14 protein-coding genes are annotated in these 14,202 nt (G+C 71.1%); 6 read left to right on the top strand and 8 right to left on the bottom strand.

Annotated elements, in window-relative coordinates; genetic code table 11:
- The 3 genes from KD1_RS16565 to KD1_RS08935 form a co-directional block, all read right to left on the bottom strand.
- Window positions 1-184 (bottom strand): hypothetical protein (locus KD1_RS16565; protein ID WP_157073256.1); only part of this gene is annotated, 184 nt, incomplete at its 3' end.
- Window positions 177-977: a CpaE/TadZ family protein gene (locus tag KD1_RS08940; RefSeq protein WP_068400704.1), complete on the bottom strand. Its 801-nt coding sequence runs from the start codon at window positions 975-977 to the stop codon at window positions 177-179. The genes KD1_RS08940 and KD1_RS16565, both read right to left, overlap by 8 nt.
- Complete coding sequence (locus KD1_RS08935; protein ID WP_169795370.1) at window positions 977-1,678, bottom strand: SAF domain-containing protein; 702 nt, start codon at window positions 1,676-1,678, stop codon at window positions 977-979. The genes KD1_RS08940 and KD1_RS08935 overlap by 1 nt, the downstream gene beginning before the upstream one ends.
- Window positions 1,679-1,917: 239 nt before the next feature.
- On the opposite strand from KD1_RS08935, the gene KD1_RS08930 reads away from it, so the two are divergent.
- Entirely contained in the window at window positions 1,918-2,391 is a 474-nt protein-coding gene (locus tag KD1_RS08930) for a flavodoxin family protein (RefSeq protein ID WP_157073255.1), read from the top strand.
- Between the two features lie 568 nt (window positions 2,392-2,959).
- Here the strand turns inward: KD1_RS08930 and KD1_RS08925 are convergent.
- On the bottom strand, window positions 2,960-3,970 hold the full coding sequence (locus KD1_RS08925; protein ID WP_068400698.1) for a cation diffusion facilitator family transporter: 1,011 nt from the start codon (window positions 3,968-3,970) through the stop codon (window positions 2,960-2,962).
- A gap of 90 nt (window positions 3,971-4,060) precedes the next feature.
- On the bottom strand, window positions 4,061-6,130 hold the full coding sequence (locus KD1_RS08920; RefSeq protein ID WP_068400695.1) for an MDR family MFS transporter: 2,070 nt from the start codon (window positions 6,128-6,130) through the stop codon (window positions 4,061-4,063).
- 96 nt (window positions 6,131-6,226) lie between these two features.
- On the opposite strand from KD1_RS08920, the gene KD1_RS08915 reads away from it, so the two are divergent.
- Window positions 6,227-6,826 (top strand): TetR/AcrR family transcriptional regulator, encoded by a 600-nt coding sequence (locus KD1_RS08915; protein WP_169795369.1) that lies wholly within the window; start codon window positions 6,227-6,229, stop codon window positions 6,824-6,826.
- The gene (locus KD1_RS08910; protein ID WP_083542310.1) at window positions 6,823-8,079 is read left to right on the top strand and encodes an MFS transporter; all 1,257 of its coding nucleotides are present in this window, start codon (window positions 6,823-6,825) and stop codon (window positions 8,077-8,079) included. Before KD1_RS08915 ends, KD1_RS08910 begins: the two co-directional genes overlap by 4 nt.
- Here KD1_RS08910 and KD1_RS08905 read toward each other — a convergent pair.
- Window positions 8,025-8,393 (bottom strand): GNAT family N-acetyltransferase, encoded by a 369-nt coding sequence (locus tag KD1_RS08905; protein WP_068400690.1) that lies wholly within the window; start codon window positions 8,391-8,393, stop codon window positions 8,025-8,027. The genes KD1_RS08910 and KD1_RS08905 overlap by 55 nt on opposite strands.
- A 115-nt stretch (window positions 8,394-8,508) precedes the next feature.
- On the opposite strand from KD1_RS08905, the gene KD1_RS08900 reads away from it, so the two are divergent.
- Window positions 8,509-9,531: a tetratricopeptide repeat protein gene (locus tag KD1_RS08900; protein ID WP_068400688.1), complete on the top strand. Its 1,023-nt coding sequence runs from the start codon at window positions 8,509-8,511 to the stop codon at window positions 9,529-9,531.
- On the opposite strand, the gene KD1_RS08895 is transcribed toward KD1_RS08900, so the two are convergent.
- Window positions 9,485-11,659 carry an MMPL family transporter gene (locus tag KD1_RS08895; protein ID WP_068400686.1) on the bottom strand — a complete coding sequence of 725 codons (2,175 nt, stop codon included), beginning with the start codon at window positions 11,657-11,659 and terminating at the stop codon, window positions 9,485-9,487. The genes KD1_RS08900 and KD1_RS08895 overlap by 47 nt on opposite strands.
- 265 nt (window positions 11,660-11,924) lie before the next feature.
- Between KD1_RS08895 and KD1_RS16560 the strand changes: the two genes are divergently transcribed.
- On the top strand, window positions 11,925-13,190 hold the full coding sequence (locus tag KD1_RS16560; RefSeq protein ID WP_068400683.1) for a sensor histidine kinase: 1,266 nt from the start codon (window positions 11,925-11,927) through the stop codon (window positions 13,188-13,190).
- A complete protein-coding gene (locus tag KD1_RS08885) occupies window positions 13,142-13,786 on the top strand; it encodes a LuxR C-terminal-related transcriptional regulator (protein WP_068400679.1) in 645 nt (214 codons plus the stop codon). The genes KD1_RS16560 and KD1_RS08885 overlap by 49 nt, the downstream gene beginning before the upstream one ends.
- Window positions 13,787-13,859: 73 nt before the next feature.
- Here the strand turns inward: KD1_RS08885 and KD1_RS16830 are convergent.
- A partial coding sequence (locus KD1_RS16830) for a hypothetical protein (RefSeq protein ID WP_169795368.1) occupies window positions 13,860-14,202 on the bottom strand: 343 nt, incomplete at its 5' end.

The raw sequence follows: 14,202 nt of genomic DNA, 5'->3' as shown, positions 1-14,202 counted from the left end.
GGCTCGGGCGCGTCGCGTAGGAGGCGGCCGTCGTGTAGGCCGTGTGGGGCTGCGAACCGGCCCCAGCGGCGATCCGCTGCGATACGTCGGGGCGGGCGGTGGCCGGCGGTTCGGTATTGAACAGCGGCAGGTCGTCGAGGCGGTTCTCCTGCGGCTCGGGCTGCGGCGTGCGGTTCCTAGACATGCTGGCGTCCCTCCTGGGAGAGGTTGGTGCCGAGCTTGGCGCGGTTGCGGGCGATGTCCTGCACGAGCGAGTTGGCGCCGGCCGTCAGGGCGCGACCCAACTTCGAGGCGGACAACTTGCCACGGCGCTCGGCGGCGTGGTGGTAGACCCCGGCGGCCTGCGGATCCCAGGGCAGGGACAGGAAGGTGGGCGCGCCGAGCGCCTTGCGGATCTCGCGGGCGGTGTAGGGGTTTCCCTCGTCCACCAGGGCGAGGCCGAAGCGATCGGCGGCGCCCATGTCGGCGAACTCGTCGACCAGGGATCGGGCCCACGACCGCGCTCCGGCAATGTCGGGAAGAGTCGTGCGGGTGCACAGCAGGGCGAGGTCGCTGGCCCGGACCAGCGGCAGCGGCGCGCCCACGGTGCTCAGCCGGCCGCAGTCGACGATGACGTCGGTGCCCTGCTGCTCGAGTGATCGCAGCACGCCGGAGAGGGGCTCCCACAGGCCCGCCACCGACGGGGCCTGCTGATGCCCGCGGATGCCGGGCAGGAACTCGACCGTGCTGCCCGGCAGGGTCAGGGTCGTCGTCGCGATGGCGGTGTTCAGCGTGCCCACGCGCGCGGCCATGGCCAGGTCGAGCAGACCGCGGTCGTAGGCGGTCTGGCCGCGCAGGAATCCGGCCATGATCGTCGAGGCGCCGGTGGCGTCGGCATCGACGAGCACGACCGGCCGCGGCCAGGCCAGCGCCAGACCGAGGGCCGTGACCGTGGTGCCGGGGGCGCCGGCTGCGGAGAACAGCGTGATCAGGGCCATTACTTGGCCTCGACCGGTTCGCGCGTGACGGCCACGGCGTTGCTGCCGGCCCAGCGGGCCACGGTCTGCGCGTCCTGGTCGTTGGTGATGAGCACGTCGACGAGGTTGCCGGAGTTGCCCTCGGTGGCGCTGACCGCGGCGACGGTGGCCTTGATCGGGTTGCGGCGCGCGACGTCGGGGTTGACCGCCTCGCCGGCCTGGATCACGCGGACCTGGTCACCGACCCGCAGTTCGGTGGAGGGGCGGCGTCCGTCGGGCAGCACGAGACCGACGAGCGAGTCGTTGCCCGAGGGAACGGCCTGCTCGGTCACGGTGCCGCCGCTGACGATGCCGCCCTTGCGGAAGTCGATGTCGGCGTACTTGCCGATGATCTCGTTGCGTCGGCTCCACGGCAGGGCGGAGATCTGGTCGTCGCTGCTCATGCGGGCCTCGGCGAGGTCCTCGGCGTGGATCTGGGTGCCGCGGGGGATGTCGTTGCGGATGGCCACGACGCTCTGCCCGGAGACGAGTTGGCTGACCAGCCACGCGGCCAGCAGGGCGCCGAGGGCGATGAGCAGCACGCTCAGGGCGATCAGGGCGGGGCGACGGCGGAGCTTGGCCGGGGTCGGTTCGTTCGTCGGCTTCTGCTCGCCGTTGGCGCCGGCTTGCCCGTTCTGGCGGCTGCGTCGCGTCGTCTCCGCCGACTCAGTCGTCTGGCTCATGGTGACCTTCCCCCGGGTGATGTGGCGTGTGGTGCGGTGTGCGTGGTCGGCTGTGCCGACCGTGTCCTGAACGGCGAACGGCTCGGTTCGCCGCCCCGTGCACTGTAACGGTCGAATCACGGCGCGTCGCATTGACGTCGGTGGGCAAACTTCATCGGCGCTGGTCAGCGGGGTGGGGAGCGGTCCCCATCGGGTGGTCGGCGGCTCCGGAACGGCGGGCTGTGGCAGGGTGGCCAGACATGACGGAGGAGCGCATGAGCCGGACGCTGCTGGTGGTGCACCACACCACGTCGCCGGGGACCGAAGCGATGCTCGAGGCCGTGCGGGAGGGGACCCGGGCCGAGGGCATCGAGGGGGTTGACGTGGTGCTGCGGCCGGCGTTGACGGCCGGCGCGGTGGACGTGCTCGGCGCCGACGGGTACCTCTTCGGCACGCCGGCCAACATCGGGTACATGTCGGGGGCGCTGAAGCATTTCTTCGACACGGTCTATTACCCCTGTCGGGAGGCGACGCAGGGCCGGCCGTACGGGGTGTTCGTGCACGGCAATCAGGACCTCGCCGGGGCGCTGCGCGCGGTGGAGCAGTGTGCCACCGGGATGGGCCTGGTGCGCGCGAGTGCCGACGTGCAGTGCCGCGGCGAGGTCACCCGCGAGGTGCGCGAGGCGTGCTGGGAACTGGGTGCGACGGTGGCTGCGGCGCTGATGGAGGACTGACCTGCGGAGCCCGATGCCCACGATGACCGGTGTCCGCTGCCTGCTGCCCGGACCCCGCGCACCCACCCGTCGTCGTTGTGCCCGGTTGGCGTCGTTGTGCCCGGTTGGCGTCGTTGTGCAGGCCTGGCCCCCGGTCGGTCGTTGGCCAAGCGTGCCTATTGACGACAGGCGGCCAGTGCGACGCCGGGGGGATCGCTGTCGGGTTGGGGTGGGTGCCGATCGCAGGGGTGTCCGCGCGAGACCCTGGCCCACGAGACTCCGCCAGCGTGCGCGCTGGTGTGGCCCGCTGCCCGCTGCCCGCTGCCCGATGCCCGCGATGCCCGCTGCCCGCTGCCCGCTGCCCCTTGTGCCCGCTGCCTGCTGCCCGAACCCCCGCGCACCCACCTGTCGTCGATGTGCCCGGTTGGCGTCGTTATGCAGGCCTGGCCCCCGGTCGGTCGGCGGCCGGGCGTGCATATCGACGACAGGCGGCCAGTACGACGCCGGGGCTGCGTGCCAGAGTGCGGGTCGGGTCGCCCTACACGGGTCGCCCTACACGGGTCGCCCCACACGGGTCGCCCTCGGCGGGTCAGGCCTTGAGTTGGCTCGGGCCCTGCGCCCGGGCGCGCACCAGTTCGTGGTGGGCGGGGACGGGGTAGCCGCCGATGCCGATGTCCTCATAGGACTTGGGGTCCTCGGCCGGCTCGACGTGGCAGACGAGATAGAAGTCGTCGAAGCGCGCCCGCACGGCCGCCTCGATGTCCTCGACCAGGTCGTGGGCGTGTTGGACCGTCCAGTGGCCCGGCACGAGGACGTGCACCTGCCCGAACCGTGCGTGCCCGGAGACGCGGGTGCGTAGGGCGTGGAAGTGCACGTTCTCCGAGACGAACTCGCTGAGCACCTCGGCGACGGCGGCGTTGTCCTCCTTGGACATCGAGATGTCCATGAGGCCGTTGACCGACTCGATGAACAGCTTTCCGCCGGTGATGATGATGTTGACACCCACCGCCAGAGCGATGATCGGGTCGAGGCGCTCGATCCCGGTCAGCCACACCAGCGCGACGCCGGCGACGACACCCGCCGAGGTCCACACGTCGGTCATCAGGTGCTGGCCGTCGGCGCGCAGCGTGATGGATCGGTACTTGCGGGCGGCCCGGAGCAGGACCATCGCGACGAGGCCGTTGACCACCGAGGCAAGCACCGAGATGCCCAGACCGATACCGACGTTCTCCAGCGGCGCCGGGTTGAGCAGTCGCTCGATCGCCGTGTAGATGATGACCACCGCGGCGATGAAGATCATCTGGCCCTCGACGGCCGCGGAGAAGTACTCCGCCTTGGCGTGCCCGTAGTGGTGGTTCTTGTCGGCCGGGCGCGAGGAGACGATCAGCGCGATGAGCACTGCCACGGCCGCGACGAGGTTGACGACCGACTCGGCCGCGTCGGAGAGCAGACCGACGGAGCCGGTCGTGCGCCAGGCGATCGTCTTGAGGGTGATCGTGATGATCGCGGCGGCGATGGACAGCCACGCGAACTTCACCAGATTCCGGCGAGACGACGCCCGTGCGGCCGCGTCCTCCCGCACCAAGGGGGTATCGGGCATGGTTTCAGTATCTCAGGAGCGCGGTGGGCTCGGCATCGCGGTGGCGCCGGCCGAAGCCCCGGGCCAGGTCAGGCCCGGAGCTTCGCCCGGTCAGGCCCGGTCGGCGGCCAAGGAGGCCAGTCGCGATTGCTCGACATCGACCAGGAGCGCCGCGGCGAGGTCACTGCCGACCTGCGCCAACGTGGTGATGTCGACGCTCTCGTAGCGCTGGGTCACGGCCGGTTCGACGCCGCCGAGCACGCTGTCGCGGTCGGCGTTGGCCGCCAGGGTGGCGAGCTCCTTGCGCAGATCGTCGCTGAGCACGCCGCCGGGACGTTCACCCTTGGCAGCCACCTCGGCGGCGAACTTCTCCGCGTCGGCCGCGGCCGCGTCGTCCTCCGTCGCGAGCATGCGGGCGGTGCGTTCGAGCAGCGCCACCCCGCGGTCCAGATCGCCGTCACCGAGGTCGGTCACGGCCTTGGCCAGCAGCGGGCGATCCGCACGGGTCGCCGACCGGGCCAACAGCCCCAGCTGGAGCCCGATGATCCGCTCGTGCGTGCGGACGTGCTCGCTGTCCCGACCGAGGGCCGGCACGAGCTCACCGGAGTTGGACGACTGGCCCAGGCTGTCGACGATCTCGCGACCGGAATCCTCGGCGGTGTGCACGGTGTCGCGCAGCGGAATGACCTTGATGAGCAAGGTCGCGATCAACGCCGCCAGGGCGACCGGCAGACCGACCATGAAGGTGTCGTGCAGCGACTCGGCCAGGCCCTGCCGCACGGCGTCGGCGACCGCCGGAGGCAGCGCGGCCAACGCGGTCGGGTCGAGCACCGATCCGGCATCGAGCTGGCTGCCCGCAGCAGCCGCGCCCGCCGGCAGGTGCGAGGCGATGTGGCTGCCGAGGTTCGTCGTCATCACCGTGCCGAAGATCGCCACACCGACGGTCGAACCGACGCTGCGGAAGAACTGGCTCGCCGCGGTGGCGACGCCCAGGTCGGCGCGGGTGGCGTTGTTCTGGACGACGAGCAGGTACTGCTGCATCGCCAGACCCAAACCGATGCCGAGCATGACCATGGCCAGCGTCAGATCGGTGGAGGACGACGTGTGGTCCAGGCGGGTGAGCATCCAGTAACCCAGGCCCATGAACACCACGCCGATGACCATGAACTCCTTGTACCGGCCGGTGCGGGTGACGAGCATGCCCGTCACGATGCCCAGGACGATCATGCCCAGCATGAGCGGCATGAGGATCAGACCGGAGTTGGTCGCGTCGACCCCGAGCACGCCCTGCGCAAAGACCGGGATGTAGAAGATCGCGCCGAACATCAGGATCGCGACGGCGAAGTTGGCGATGTTCGCGAAGGTGAAGATCGAGCTGCGGAAGAGACGCAGCGGGATCACCGGCTCCTCGACCTTGGTCTCGACCCAGATGAACGCGAGCATGAGCACCGCTCCGACCGCGAAGAGGGTGAGGATCGTCGGCGAGCTCCAGGCGTACGAGGTACCGCCCAGCGAGGTCGCCAGCAGCAGGCTGACGAGGGAGACCGTCAACAGGCCGATGCCGGCGAAGTCGATCTTCGCCTTGCGCGGGGTGTGCTCGAGGTGGAGGAACCGGGCCATGAAGAACACCGCGACCAGGCCGACCGGGATCGAGACGAAGAACAGCCAACGCCAGCCCCAGTGGTCGGTGATGAACCCACCGGCCAGCGGCCCCGCGACCGAGGTGACCCCGAAGACGGCGCCCATCAGACCCTGGTATTTGCCACGCTGACGCGGCGGCACGATGTCACCGATGATCGTCTGGCTCAGCGGCATGAGCGCGCCCATGCCCAGACCCTGCACGGCCCGGCCGAACACGAGCATCCAGAACGACTGGCTGAACCCGGAGATGATCGAGCCGGTCATGAAGATGATCAGACCGCCGATGTAGAAGGGCCGACGCCCGTAGAGGTCGGAGAGCTTGCCGATGATCGGCACGCTGACCGCCATGGTGAGCATCGAGGCGGTCGCCAGCCACGAGTAGTGCGACATGCCGCCGAGTTCGGCGACGATTCGAGGCATGGCCGGGCCGACGATCGTCTGACTGATCGAGGCGACGAACATGCCGAGCATGAGACCGATGAAGACACGTTGACCGTTACGGCCAAGCCTCCATTCGGCGGCGGGGGGAGCGGTGGTCATGCCGGACAGGGTAGAACGATTCTGCACTCCCTGTAAACTTGCATGTCTGAAAACCTGCGGATACTGCAAACGTGCACTCGATGTATGATTGCCGACATGACGTCCAACGATGACTGTGGTCTGAGGGAACGCAAGAAGCGGCAGACCCGTGCCGATCTGCACCGCGCCGCCATCGAGCTGGCCGTCGAACGCGGCGATGTCGCCGCCGTCACGGTGGAGGAGATGGCCGCTCGGGCCGGGGTCTCGGCCCGCACGTTCTTCAACTACTTCGCCACCAAGGAGGCCGCCCTCCTCGGCTCCGATCCGGACACGCCGGCCATCATCGAGGAGTCGCTCCTGGGCCGCCCGGCCGACGAGCCGCCGCTGACCTCACTGCGCGAGACGTTCCGGGTCATGCTGGCCGCCCTCGAGGAGGACCGTGCGGCCTGGGTGGCCCGGCGCACCCTCTTCGACTCCAACCCGGAACTGCTGCCCGTGCTCCTCGGCAAGAACCACCGCCACGAACAGGCTGCGGTCAAGGCCATGCGCGCCCGCATGGACCGGCCCGCGCCCGACCCGCTGCCCACGATCATCGTCGGCGCGGCGATCGGCGCAGTCCGCGGTGCGATGCTCCGCTATTGGTACGAGCCCGAGACTCCGCTCAACGACTGCCTGGACGGGTCGTTCGACGTCCTTGAGGAACACTGGCGCTCGTGACCACCACCCCCAGCCGCACGGCGATCCCTCGCGAGATCTGGGTTCTCGTAGCCGCCGCCTTCGTCATCGCCCTCGGCTACGGCCTGATCTCACCGGTGCTGCCGGCCTACGCCCGCTCGTTCGACGTCGGGGTCGCCGCGGCCTCGGTCATCGTCTCGACCTTCGCCTTCTTCCGGTTGATCTTCGCACCGGCCGGAGGAGCGCTCGTCGGGCGACTCGGGGAACGCCCGGTCTACCTCACGGGCCTGATCATCGTCGCCCTGTCCTCCGTGGCGACGGCCTTCGCCGGGTCGTACTGGCAACTGCTGCTCTTCCGCGGACTGGGCGGCATCGGCTCGACGATGTTCACCGTCTCGGCCATGGCCCTGCTCGTGCGGCTGGCACCGTCCGAAGTGCGCGGGCGGGTCTCGTCGGCCTACGGCAGCGCCTTCCTCATCGGCGGCATGGTCGGCCCGTTGCTCGGCGGCGTGCTCGCCCGATTCGGCATGCGCGCGCCGTTCCTCATCTACGCCCTCACGCTGGGCATCGCCGCGCTCGTGGTCGGCATCTTCCTGACCGGAGCGTCGTTGCGCCCCGCCGCGGACGCGCCCGCCCTGCCGCCGATGGCGGTCTCCGAGGGGTGGTCGCACCCGACGTACCGCGCGGCCCTCGCGTCGTCCCTGGCCAACGGGTGGTCCAACTTCGGCGTGCGCATCGCCATCCTCCCGCAGTTCGCCGACCACCTCTGGCATGCCCCGTGGGTGGCCGGCGCGGCACTGGCGGTCTCCGCGGTCGGCACGGCGGCGGCGCTGCAGTTCGCCGGGCGACTGGCCGACACCATGGGGCGGCGCCCGCTCGTCCTCATCGGTCTCGTCGTGTCCGCGGTCGGGATGGGGCTGATGGGGTTCAGCCGCGACCTGACCGTCCTGTTCGCCCTGTCGTTCGTGGCCGGGGTGGGCTCGGGTCTGATCAACCCGGCTCAGCAGGCCGCGGTCGGGGACATCGTCGGGCGCGACCGGTCCGGCGGCAAGGTGCTCGCGACATTCCAGATGGCCAGCGATGCCGGCGCGATCGGCGGGCCGATCCTCATCGGCATCGTCGCCGACCAGGCCGGGTGGGCCGCGGCATTTGCCGTCACCGGGGTCATCTCGGCGCTGGCGGTGCTGCCGTGGCTGCGCGCGAGGGAGACCGCGCCCAGTCTGGTGGGCGCGACCGGGGTTCAGGCGTCGGCGGCGGAGGAGCCAGAGGCGGCCGGGCCCAACAGGTCCGCGTAGTCGGGGTGCCGCTCGATCCAGCCGGCGTAGTACCAGCACGACGGAATGACCTGCTCGGTGCCACGCTCACGCACCTCGTCGAGGGAGTACCGCGCGAGCTGCGACGCGATGCCGTGGCCTTCGTATTCCGGCTCGACGAATGTCCCACAGAAATCGATGACACCCGGGCGCCGGCTGTACTCGGAGAACCCAAGAACCTCGTCGCCGCGTCGGGCCTCGTAACGCGAACGCTCGTCGTTGCGCACGATCTCGACCGCGAGCGGAGTGTCGTTCGGCAGCGCCGCGTCGGTCGTACCGGAGTCCTGGGTCTGCATGAGGCGACGCTAGCAGCCGACCCACGCCACGACGCTCCGGCTGTCGGGCCGTTCGCCCACGACTGAACCTGGACCCGTGACGCAGCACCCTCGCCCGTAGGCGACACTGTTCGCGATGTATCGCGTCGAGCTCCGCACCGGGGTCCAGCAGACCCAGCACGCCCTGGCCGAAGGCCGGTTCGCCGATGCGGAGCACCTCAGTCGCGAGCTGGTGACCCGGGCGGAATCCTGGCTCGAGGCCGAGCATTGCGCCGCGCAGGTGAACCGGGCCCACGTGCTGCTCGCGAACGGGCACGTCGCCGAGGCCGCGACGCTGGCGCAGCGGGTCATCACCACCCGCGACAACCCCCGTAACCGCCGCAGGCACGAGAGCCAACTCCTCACCGCCTGGGCGCTCCAGGGGCAGATCGCGTTGCGCGAACACAACCCGACAGCGGCCCGCGAACCGCTGCGGCTGGCCTACGACGGGTTCGTCCACCACCGCATGTGGGCCGAGGCGACAGGCACCCTCGAACACCGGCTCCGCGCCGAACTGGCCATCGGTGACCACGCGGCGGCCGCTCAGATGGCCCGCCTCCTGGCCCTGACCCGCGAGGAGGAGGGCCACCTCGACCTCGCCGCCGCGGCGTGGACCCTCTCGGGCACCGAGGCGGTCGAGGCCGGCATCCTCCTCGACGCCCAGGACGCACTCCTCCGCGCGATCGCGATCTACGCCGACGCCGGCCCGCTCGTGCTCGACGCCGTGGTGTGCCTGGCCGAACTGACCGTCGCCCTGCACCGCGCCGACCGCGTCGAGGAGGCCGACCAGTTCTGGGCCGAGGCGCAGCGGGCCCTGCCCCTCTTGGCCGACCCGCTCGACCGCGCGAAGGCGTCGGTGACGGTCGGCTACGCCGGGATCCGCACCGGGCGCTACAACGAGGCCCGCACGATGCTCCGCCCGCACGTCGGGGTCGCTCTCGACCCGGCCGACGACGCCTACCGCCGCCGCTACCTCGGTGAGGCGTTGGCCTTCACCGGGGCAGCGGCGGCGGGGCGGGTCGAGTTGGAGCACGCCCTGACCGCGCTCGAGGAGCAGGGTCAGTTCGCCGAACTCAACCGGACACGCGCGCTGCTGATCCTGTTGACGCCGAGGACCTGACGCCGCGCCGCCCGCCCCGGCCCGTCCCCGGCCACCACGCGGCCCGCCCGAGCAACGCCAGGATCGAGGGCAGCAGCACGAGCCGCACGAGCGTGGCATCGATGAGGATCGCGGTGGCGAGACCGACGCCGATCGCCTGCGTCTGCACCAGCGACATCCCGACGAACACGGCAAACACGGCGACCATGACGATCGCGGCGCTGGTCACGACTCCGGCGGTGCGGCCGATGCCGTCGGCGATCGCCGCCCGGGTGGGCATGCCCGCGTCGATGTTCTCCTTGATGCGGCTGAGCACGAAGACGTGGTAGTCCATCGACAGCCCGACGAGGATGGCGAAGAGGAAGACCGGCACCCAGTTCGTCACCGCCCCGGTGTTGGTGAAGCCGAGCAGGTCGGCGCCCCAGTCGCTCTGGAACACCAGGGCGAGCACGCCGAACGCCATCGACGTCGAGAGGAGATTGAGCACGGTCGTGACGAGCCCGAGTACGGGACTCCGGAACGCAAACATCACCATGATGGCCGTCGTCAGCAACACCGCCGCGATCACCCACGGGCGCCGCTCGCTGTACCGCTCGGTGGCCTGCGCGGACAGCGACGCACTGCCCCCGACCGCCCACTCCTCGATGCCGGCCTGCTCCAGGCGCGGCCCGACGACTCCGCGGAGCGCCGTGACGCCCTGTTCGATCTCGGTCTGCGGCGCTCCCGGCGGCGCGGTCAACGTGGCGCTGACGATCGACCCGTCGCTCGACCACGTCGGCCGACCGTCCAAGGTCCAGACGCCGACGCCGGCCACCGAGGTCAGGGCAGCGTTCACCTCGGCCCGCGATGCCGACCCGGTCCGGGCGACGACGTCGACCCGCTCACCCTGCGCGGGGAACGCGGCGATCGTCGCACTGTAGGCCGCGACCTCGGGGATGTCCTGGGGCAGGGCATTCAGTCCGGTCATCTCGGTCTTCAACCCGAACGCGGGCACGATCAGCGCGGCGACGACCGACAGTCCGAGCACGAGCGAGATCAGCGGGCGCCGGGTCACGGCGGCGACCCCGCGACCCAAGGCGGAGGGGCGATCGGCCGAGTCTGCGGTCCGCGCGCCACGACGCCACGGCAGGCGCGGCCAGTCCACCCACCGGCCCAGCACGGTCAGCAGCGCCGGCAGGAAGATCAACGACCCGAGCACCGCGATGACGACGATCGACACGGCGCTCATGGCCAGCGACATGAAGGTGACATCGCCCATGATCGCCAGCCCGGTCAGCGACAGCGCGACGGCCAGGCCGGACACGATGATCGAGTGCCCGGAGGTCTGCGCGGCGATGAGGACGGCGTCCCTGGCGCTGCGCCCGCGACGACGCTCCTCGCGCTCGCGCTTGAGGTAGAACAGCGAGTAGTCGACGCCGACGGCCATGCCGAGCACGAGGATGAGGTTCAGGGCACTCGGCTCCAGCGGCATGATCTGCGAGAGCGGTCCGGCCAGGCCCAGGCCGGCGGCCACCGACGTGCCGGCCACGAGCACCGGCAGACCGGCCGCGACGAGCGCGCCGAACACGACGAGCATGATGATCAGAGTCACCGGGAGGGTGGTGCGCTCGGCCGCGGCCATGTCATCGGCGACCCGCGCGTTGATTGCGGCGTTGACCGAGGTGTCACCGGCCTGCCGGATCGTCACCTCCGGGTGCTGCGCCGCCAGCCGCGCCACGGTGGCCTGCAACGGCGCAACGTCGGGCTGCTCCCCCTCGGGCGGTGTGGCCAGCGAGATCGTCACCAGACCGGCGCCGGTCGTCGGGGACCAGATCGGCGGTGCCACGTCGGTCACGCCGGATGCGCGTGACGCGGCCCGGGCGACATCGGCCGCCGCCGCGCGCATCGCCGAGGTGGGCTGCGACGCTCCGCCTGCATCGCCGGCGCCCGTGATGAGGACCATCTCGGTAGGCGCTCCGGTGATGAACCCGGCCTCCTTCTGCAGGGCCTCGGCGCGCGCGAAATCCGTGCCTCGGGTGTAGTCGTCGGCCGTGACGAGCTTCGTCGGCATGGCCGTGCCGGCGACCACGCAGGCCGCGACGATGGCGAACCAGGTCGCGATGGCCTTCCACGGGTGGGCGACGCTCAGGCCAACGATGCGGCGGAGCACCGTGTGACTGTGGGGGAGTGGCGGCGGCGTCGTCGGCGATGGTCCCGACCTGGTCGGCGCGCTGGTCAGTGTCATGGTGTCCCTCCGGAGTTGTGTGGCCGCGACGTTCGCGCCCATCACCACCCTCGCGACGAGGGAGTGCGCGCACAGGAGGGTCAACACCCGAACGATCGGGGGCCTAGGCCCCCTGCCATCGACACCGCGGGCGCGACAGAATCGAAGGCATCAAGCGACGCTCCGCTCGACCGACCCGAAGGAGGCACCGGTGGAACACCACGCCATGACCCGCTGGGGGGCGTTGGGGTACGCGTGCGTCTACACCGTGCTGGGCGTTCCGGCCGCGTTCGTGTGGTCGCTGTACTTCACCGGTTTGGCACTCTCGCCGGTGCTGGTCGGGCTGCCGCTGGTCATGCTCATGGTGCCCCTGACCGAACGGCTGGCCCGCGCGTTGCGCTACCTCGCCGCGCGTGGTCTGTTGCGGCACGTGCCGTCGCACTACGCGCCGTCGCCGCGCGGCCTCGGCGTGGTGCGCGCGTCGCTCGCGGACCCGGCGCGCTGGCAGGACTTCGCCGGCCTGCTCATCGCCGCCTCGATCGGGTGGCTGCTCACCGCGCTCCCGTTCGTGTTCATCGCATTCGCCATCACGGTCATCGCCGTCTCCGCGGCGTGGACGCCTGAGCTGCCGTTCTGGAACGACGTCTTCGGAGCGCCGTGGACCTCCTCGGCGGTCGATCTCGCGGTGAGCCTGCTCGTGGCCGCCGGGCTGGTCGTGCTGGCCGCCACCAGTGTGGTGCCGCTCGTCACGGCCCGGATGAACCTCGATCGGGCGGTGCTCTCCGGCGACGATGTCGAGGCGCTGCATCGGCGGATCGACGAGGTGACGGCCGCGCGCGACGAGCAGGTCGACACCTCGGCCGCGCAGCTGCGGCGCCTCGAACGCGACCTGCACGACGGGGCACAGGCGCGGCTGGCGTCGCTGACAATGACGCTCGGCCTGGCGCAGGAGATGGTCGACCGCGACCCGGAGGTGGCCAAACGCCTGCTCGCGGAGGCGAAGGACGGCACGGCGACGGCGTTGCGCGAGATCCGCGGCATCGTGCGCGGGGTCGTGCCGCCGGTGCTGGCCGATCGCGGTCTGGGGCCGGCCGTCGACGCGCTCGCCGTGGACCTGCCGCTGCCGGTCACGACGCAGATCGAGGTCGGTGGCCGGCTGCCTGCGCCGGTCGAGTCGACCCTGTACTTCACGATCGGAGAGGCGTTGGCGAACGTGGTCAAGCACGCCGGCGCCTCCCGGGCGTGGGTGCGGCTGGAGCGGCACGGTGAGGCCATCGTGGGGGAGATCGGTGACGACGGGCGCGGCGGCGCACGCCTCGATGCCGGGACCGGGCTCGGTGGGGTGGCTCGCCGGCTCGCGGTGCTGGACGGCAGACTGACGGTCAGGAGCCCGGAAGGCGGGCCCACCGTCGTTTCCGTGGAGGTACCGTGCGCGTCGTCGTCGCCGAGGACAACGCCCTCCTCAGGGACGGGCTGACCCGCATCCTGCAGGCCTTCGACTTCGAGGTCGTCGAGGCCGTCGACAACGCGCCCATGCTCGACTCCGCCCTGGCCCGTGATGACGTCGATGTCGCCGTGGTCGACGTGCGCCTGCCGCCGACCTTCACCGATGAGGGGTTGCGGGCGGCGATCGCGGCGCGTGCGACCCGCCCCGGCCAGCCGATTCTCGTGCTGTCGCAGTTCGTCGAGCACCTCTACGCCGCGGAGCTGCTCGCCTCCGGGCAGGGTGGCATCGGCTACCTGCTCAAGGATCGCGTCGGCGATGTCAGCGCGTTCATCACCGCCGTGCGGACCGTCGCCGGTGGCGGCACCGCCCTCGACCCGGAGGTCGTGTCGTCGGTGCTGGCCGCTCAGCGCGGCGGCGGGCCGCTTGAGCGGCTCTCGCCTCGGGAGCGTGAGGTGCTGGCCCTGATGGCCGAGGGGCGGTCGAATGCGGCGGTCGCCGAGGCGTTGACGATCACGGAGAAGGCCGTGACCAAGCATTCGGCGTCGATCTTCGCCAAACTCGACCTACCGGTCTCCGCCGATGACAACCGGCGGGTGCTGGCGGTGTTGGCCTGGCTCGGGGTGTGACGCGGCTCGGGGTGAGACGCGGCTCGTGTGTGACCCAGCGGGTGTGGCGTGCTCGGGGGTGTGACGCGCAGCGTCAGCGGCTGTGGCGCGCGACGTACCCGCGGGCGTGACGACCCTCGTGGCGCGGGCGACCCACGGCGACCGCGATGGTGGTCAGGGTGAGCACGATGTAGCCTGCGGCGGCCGCCGGGCCGGCGATGACCGCGGCCGCGCCGACGGCGATCCACGCGATGACCAGACCGGCCACGAGCAGGAGCGCCTTGGTGATCAGGCTGGACTGGCGGCGGGTGCCGTGGACCTGCGCGCGAGTCATGACCGGCTGGTCGGCCAGCGCCGGGATCTCCGCGGTCGGCGTGTCGGCCGACTCGCGGTGCAGTTCGGCCTCGAGCGCGGTGATGGCCGCGTCGACCTCGGCC

Source organism: Kribbia dieselivorans NBRC 106261, assembly GCF_001552435.1.
In the GTDB taxonomy this organism is placed as follows: Bacteria; Actinomycetota; Actinomycetes; order Actinomycetales; family Dermatophilaceae; genus Kribbia; species Kribbia dieselivorans.
The sequence above is the reverse complement of the archived record's forward strand: the minus strand, read 5'-3'. Positions and strand labels throughout refer to the sequence as shown.

Excerpts from the sequence above, each read along its gene's own strand:
- KD1_RS08940 (WP_068400704.1), bottom strand. The coding sequence starts at position 977 with ATGGCCCTGATCACGCTGTTCTCCGCAGCCGGCGCCCCCGGCACCACG.
- KD1_RS08935 (WP_169795370.1), bottom strand. The coding sequence starts at position 1,678 with ATGAGCCAGACGACTGAGTCGGCGGAGACGACGCGACGCAGCCGCCAG.
- KD1_RS08930 (WP_157073255.1), top strand. The coding sequence starts at position 1,918 with ATGACGGAGGAGCGCATGAGCCGGACGCTGCTGGTGGTGCACCACACC.
- KD1_RS08925 (WP_068400698.1), bottom strand. The coding sequence starts at position 3,970 with ATGCCCGATACCCCCTTGGTGCGGGAGGACGCGGCCGCACGGGCGTCG.
- KD1_RS08920 (WP_068400695.1), bottom strand. The coding sequence starts at position 6,130 with ATGACCACCGCTCCCCCCGCCGCCGAATGGAGGCTTGGCCGTAACGGT.
- KD1_RS08915 (WP_169795369.1), top strand. The coding sequence starts at position 6,227 with ATGACGTCCAACGATGACTGTGGTCTGAGGGAACGCAAGAAGCGGCAG.
- KD1_RS08905 (WP_068400690.1), bottom strand. The coding sequence starts at position 8,393 with ATGCAGACCCAGGACTCCGGTACGACCGACGCGGCGCTGCCGAACGAC.
- KD1_RS08900 (WP_068400688.1), top strand. The coding sequence starts at position 8,509 with ATGTATCGCGTCGAGCTCCGCACCGGGGTCCAGCAGACCCAGCACGCC.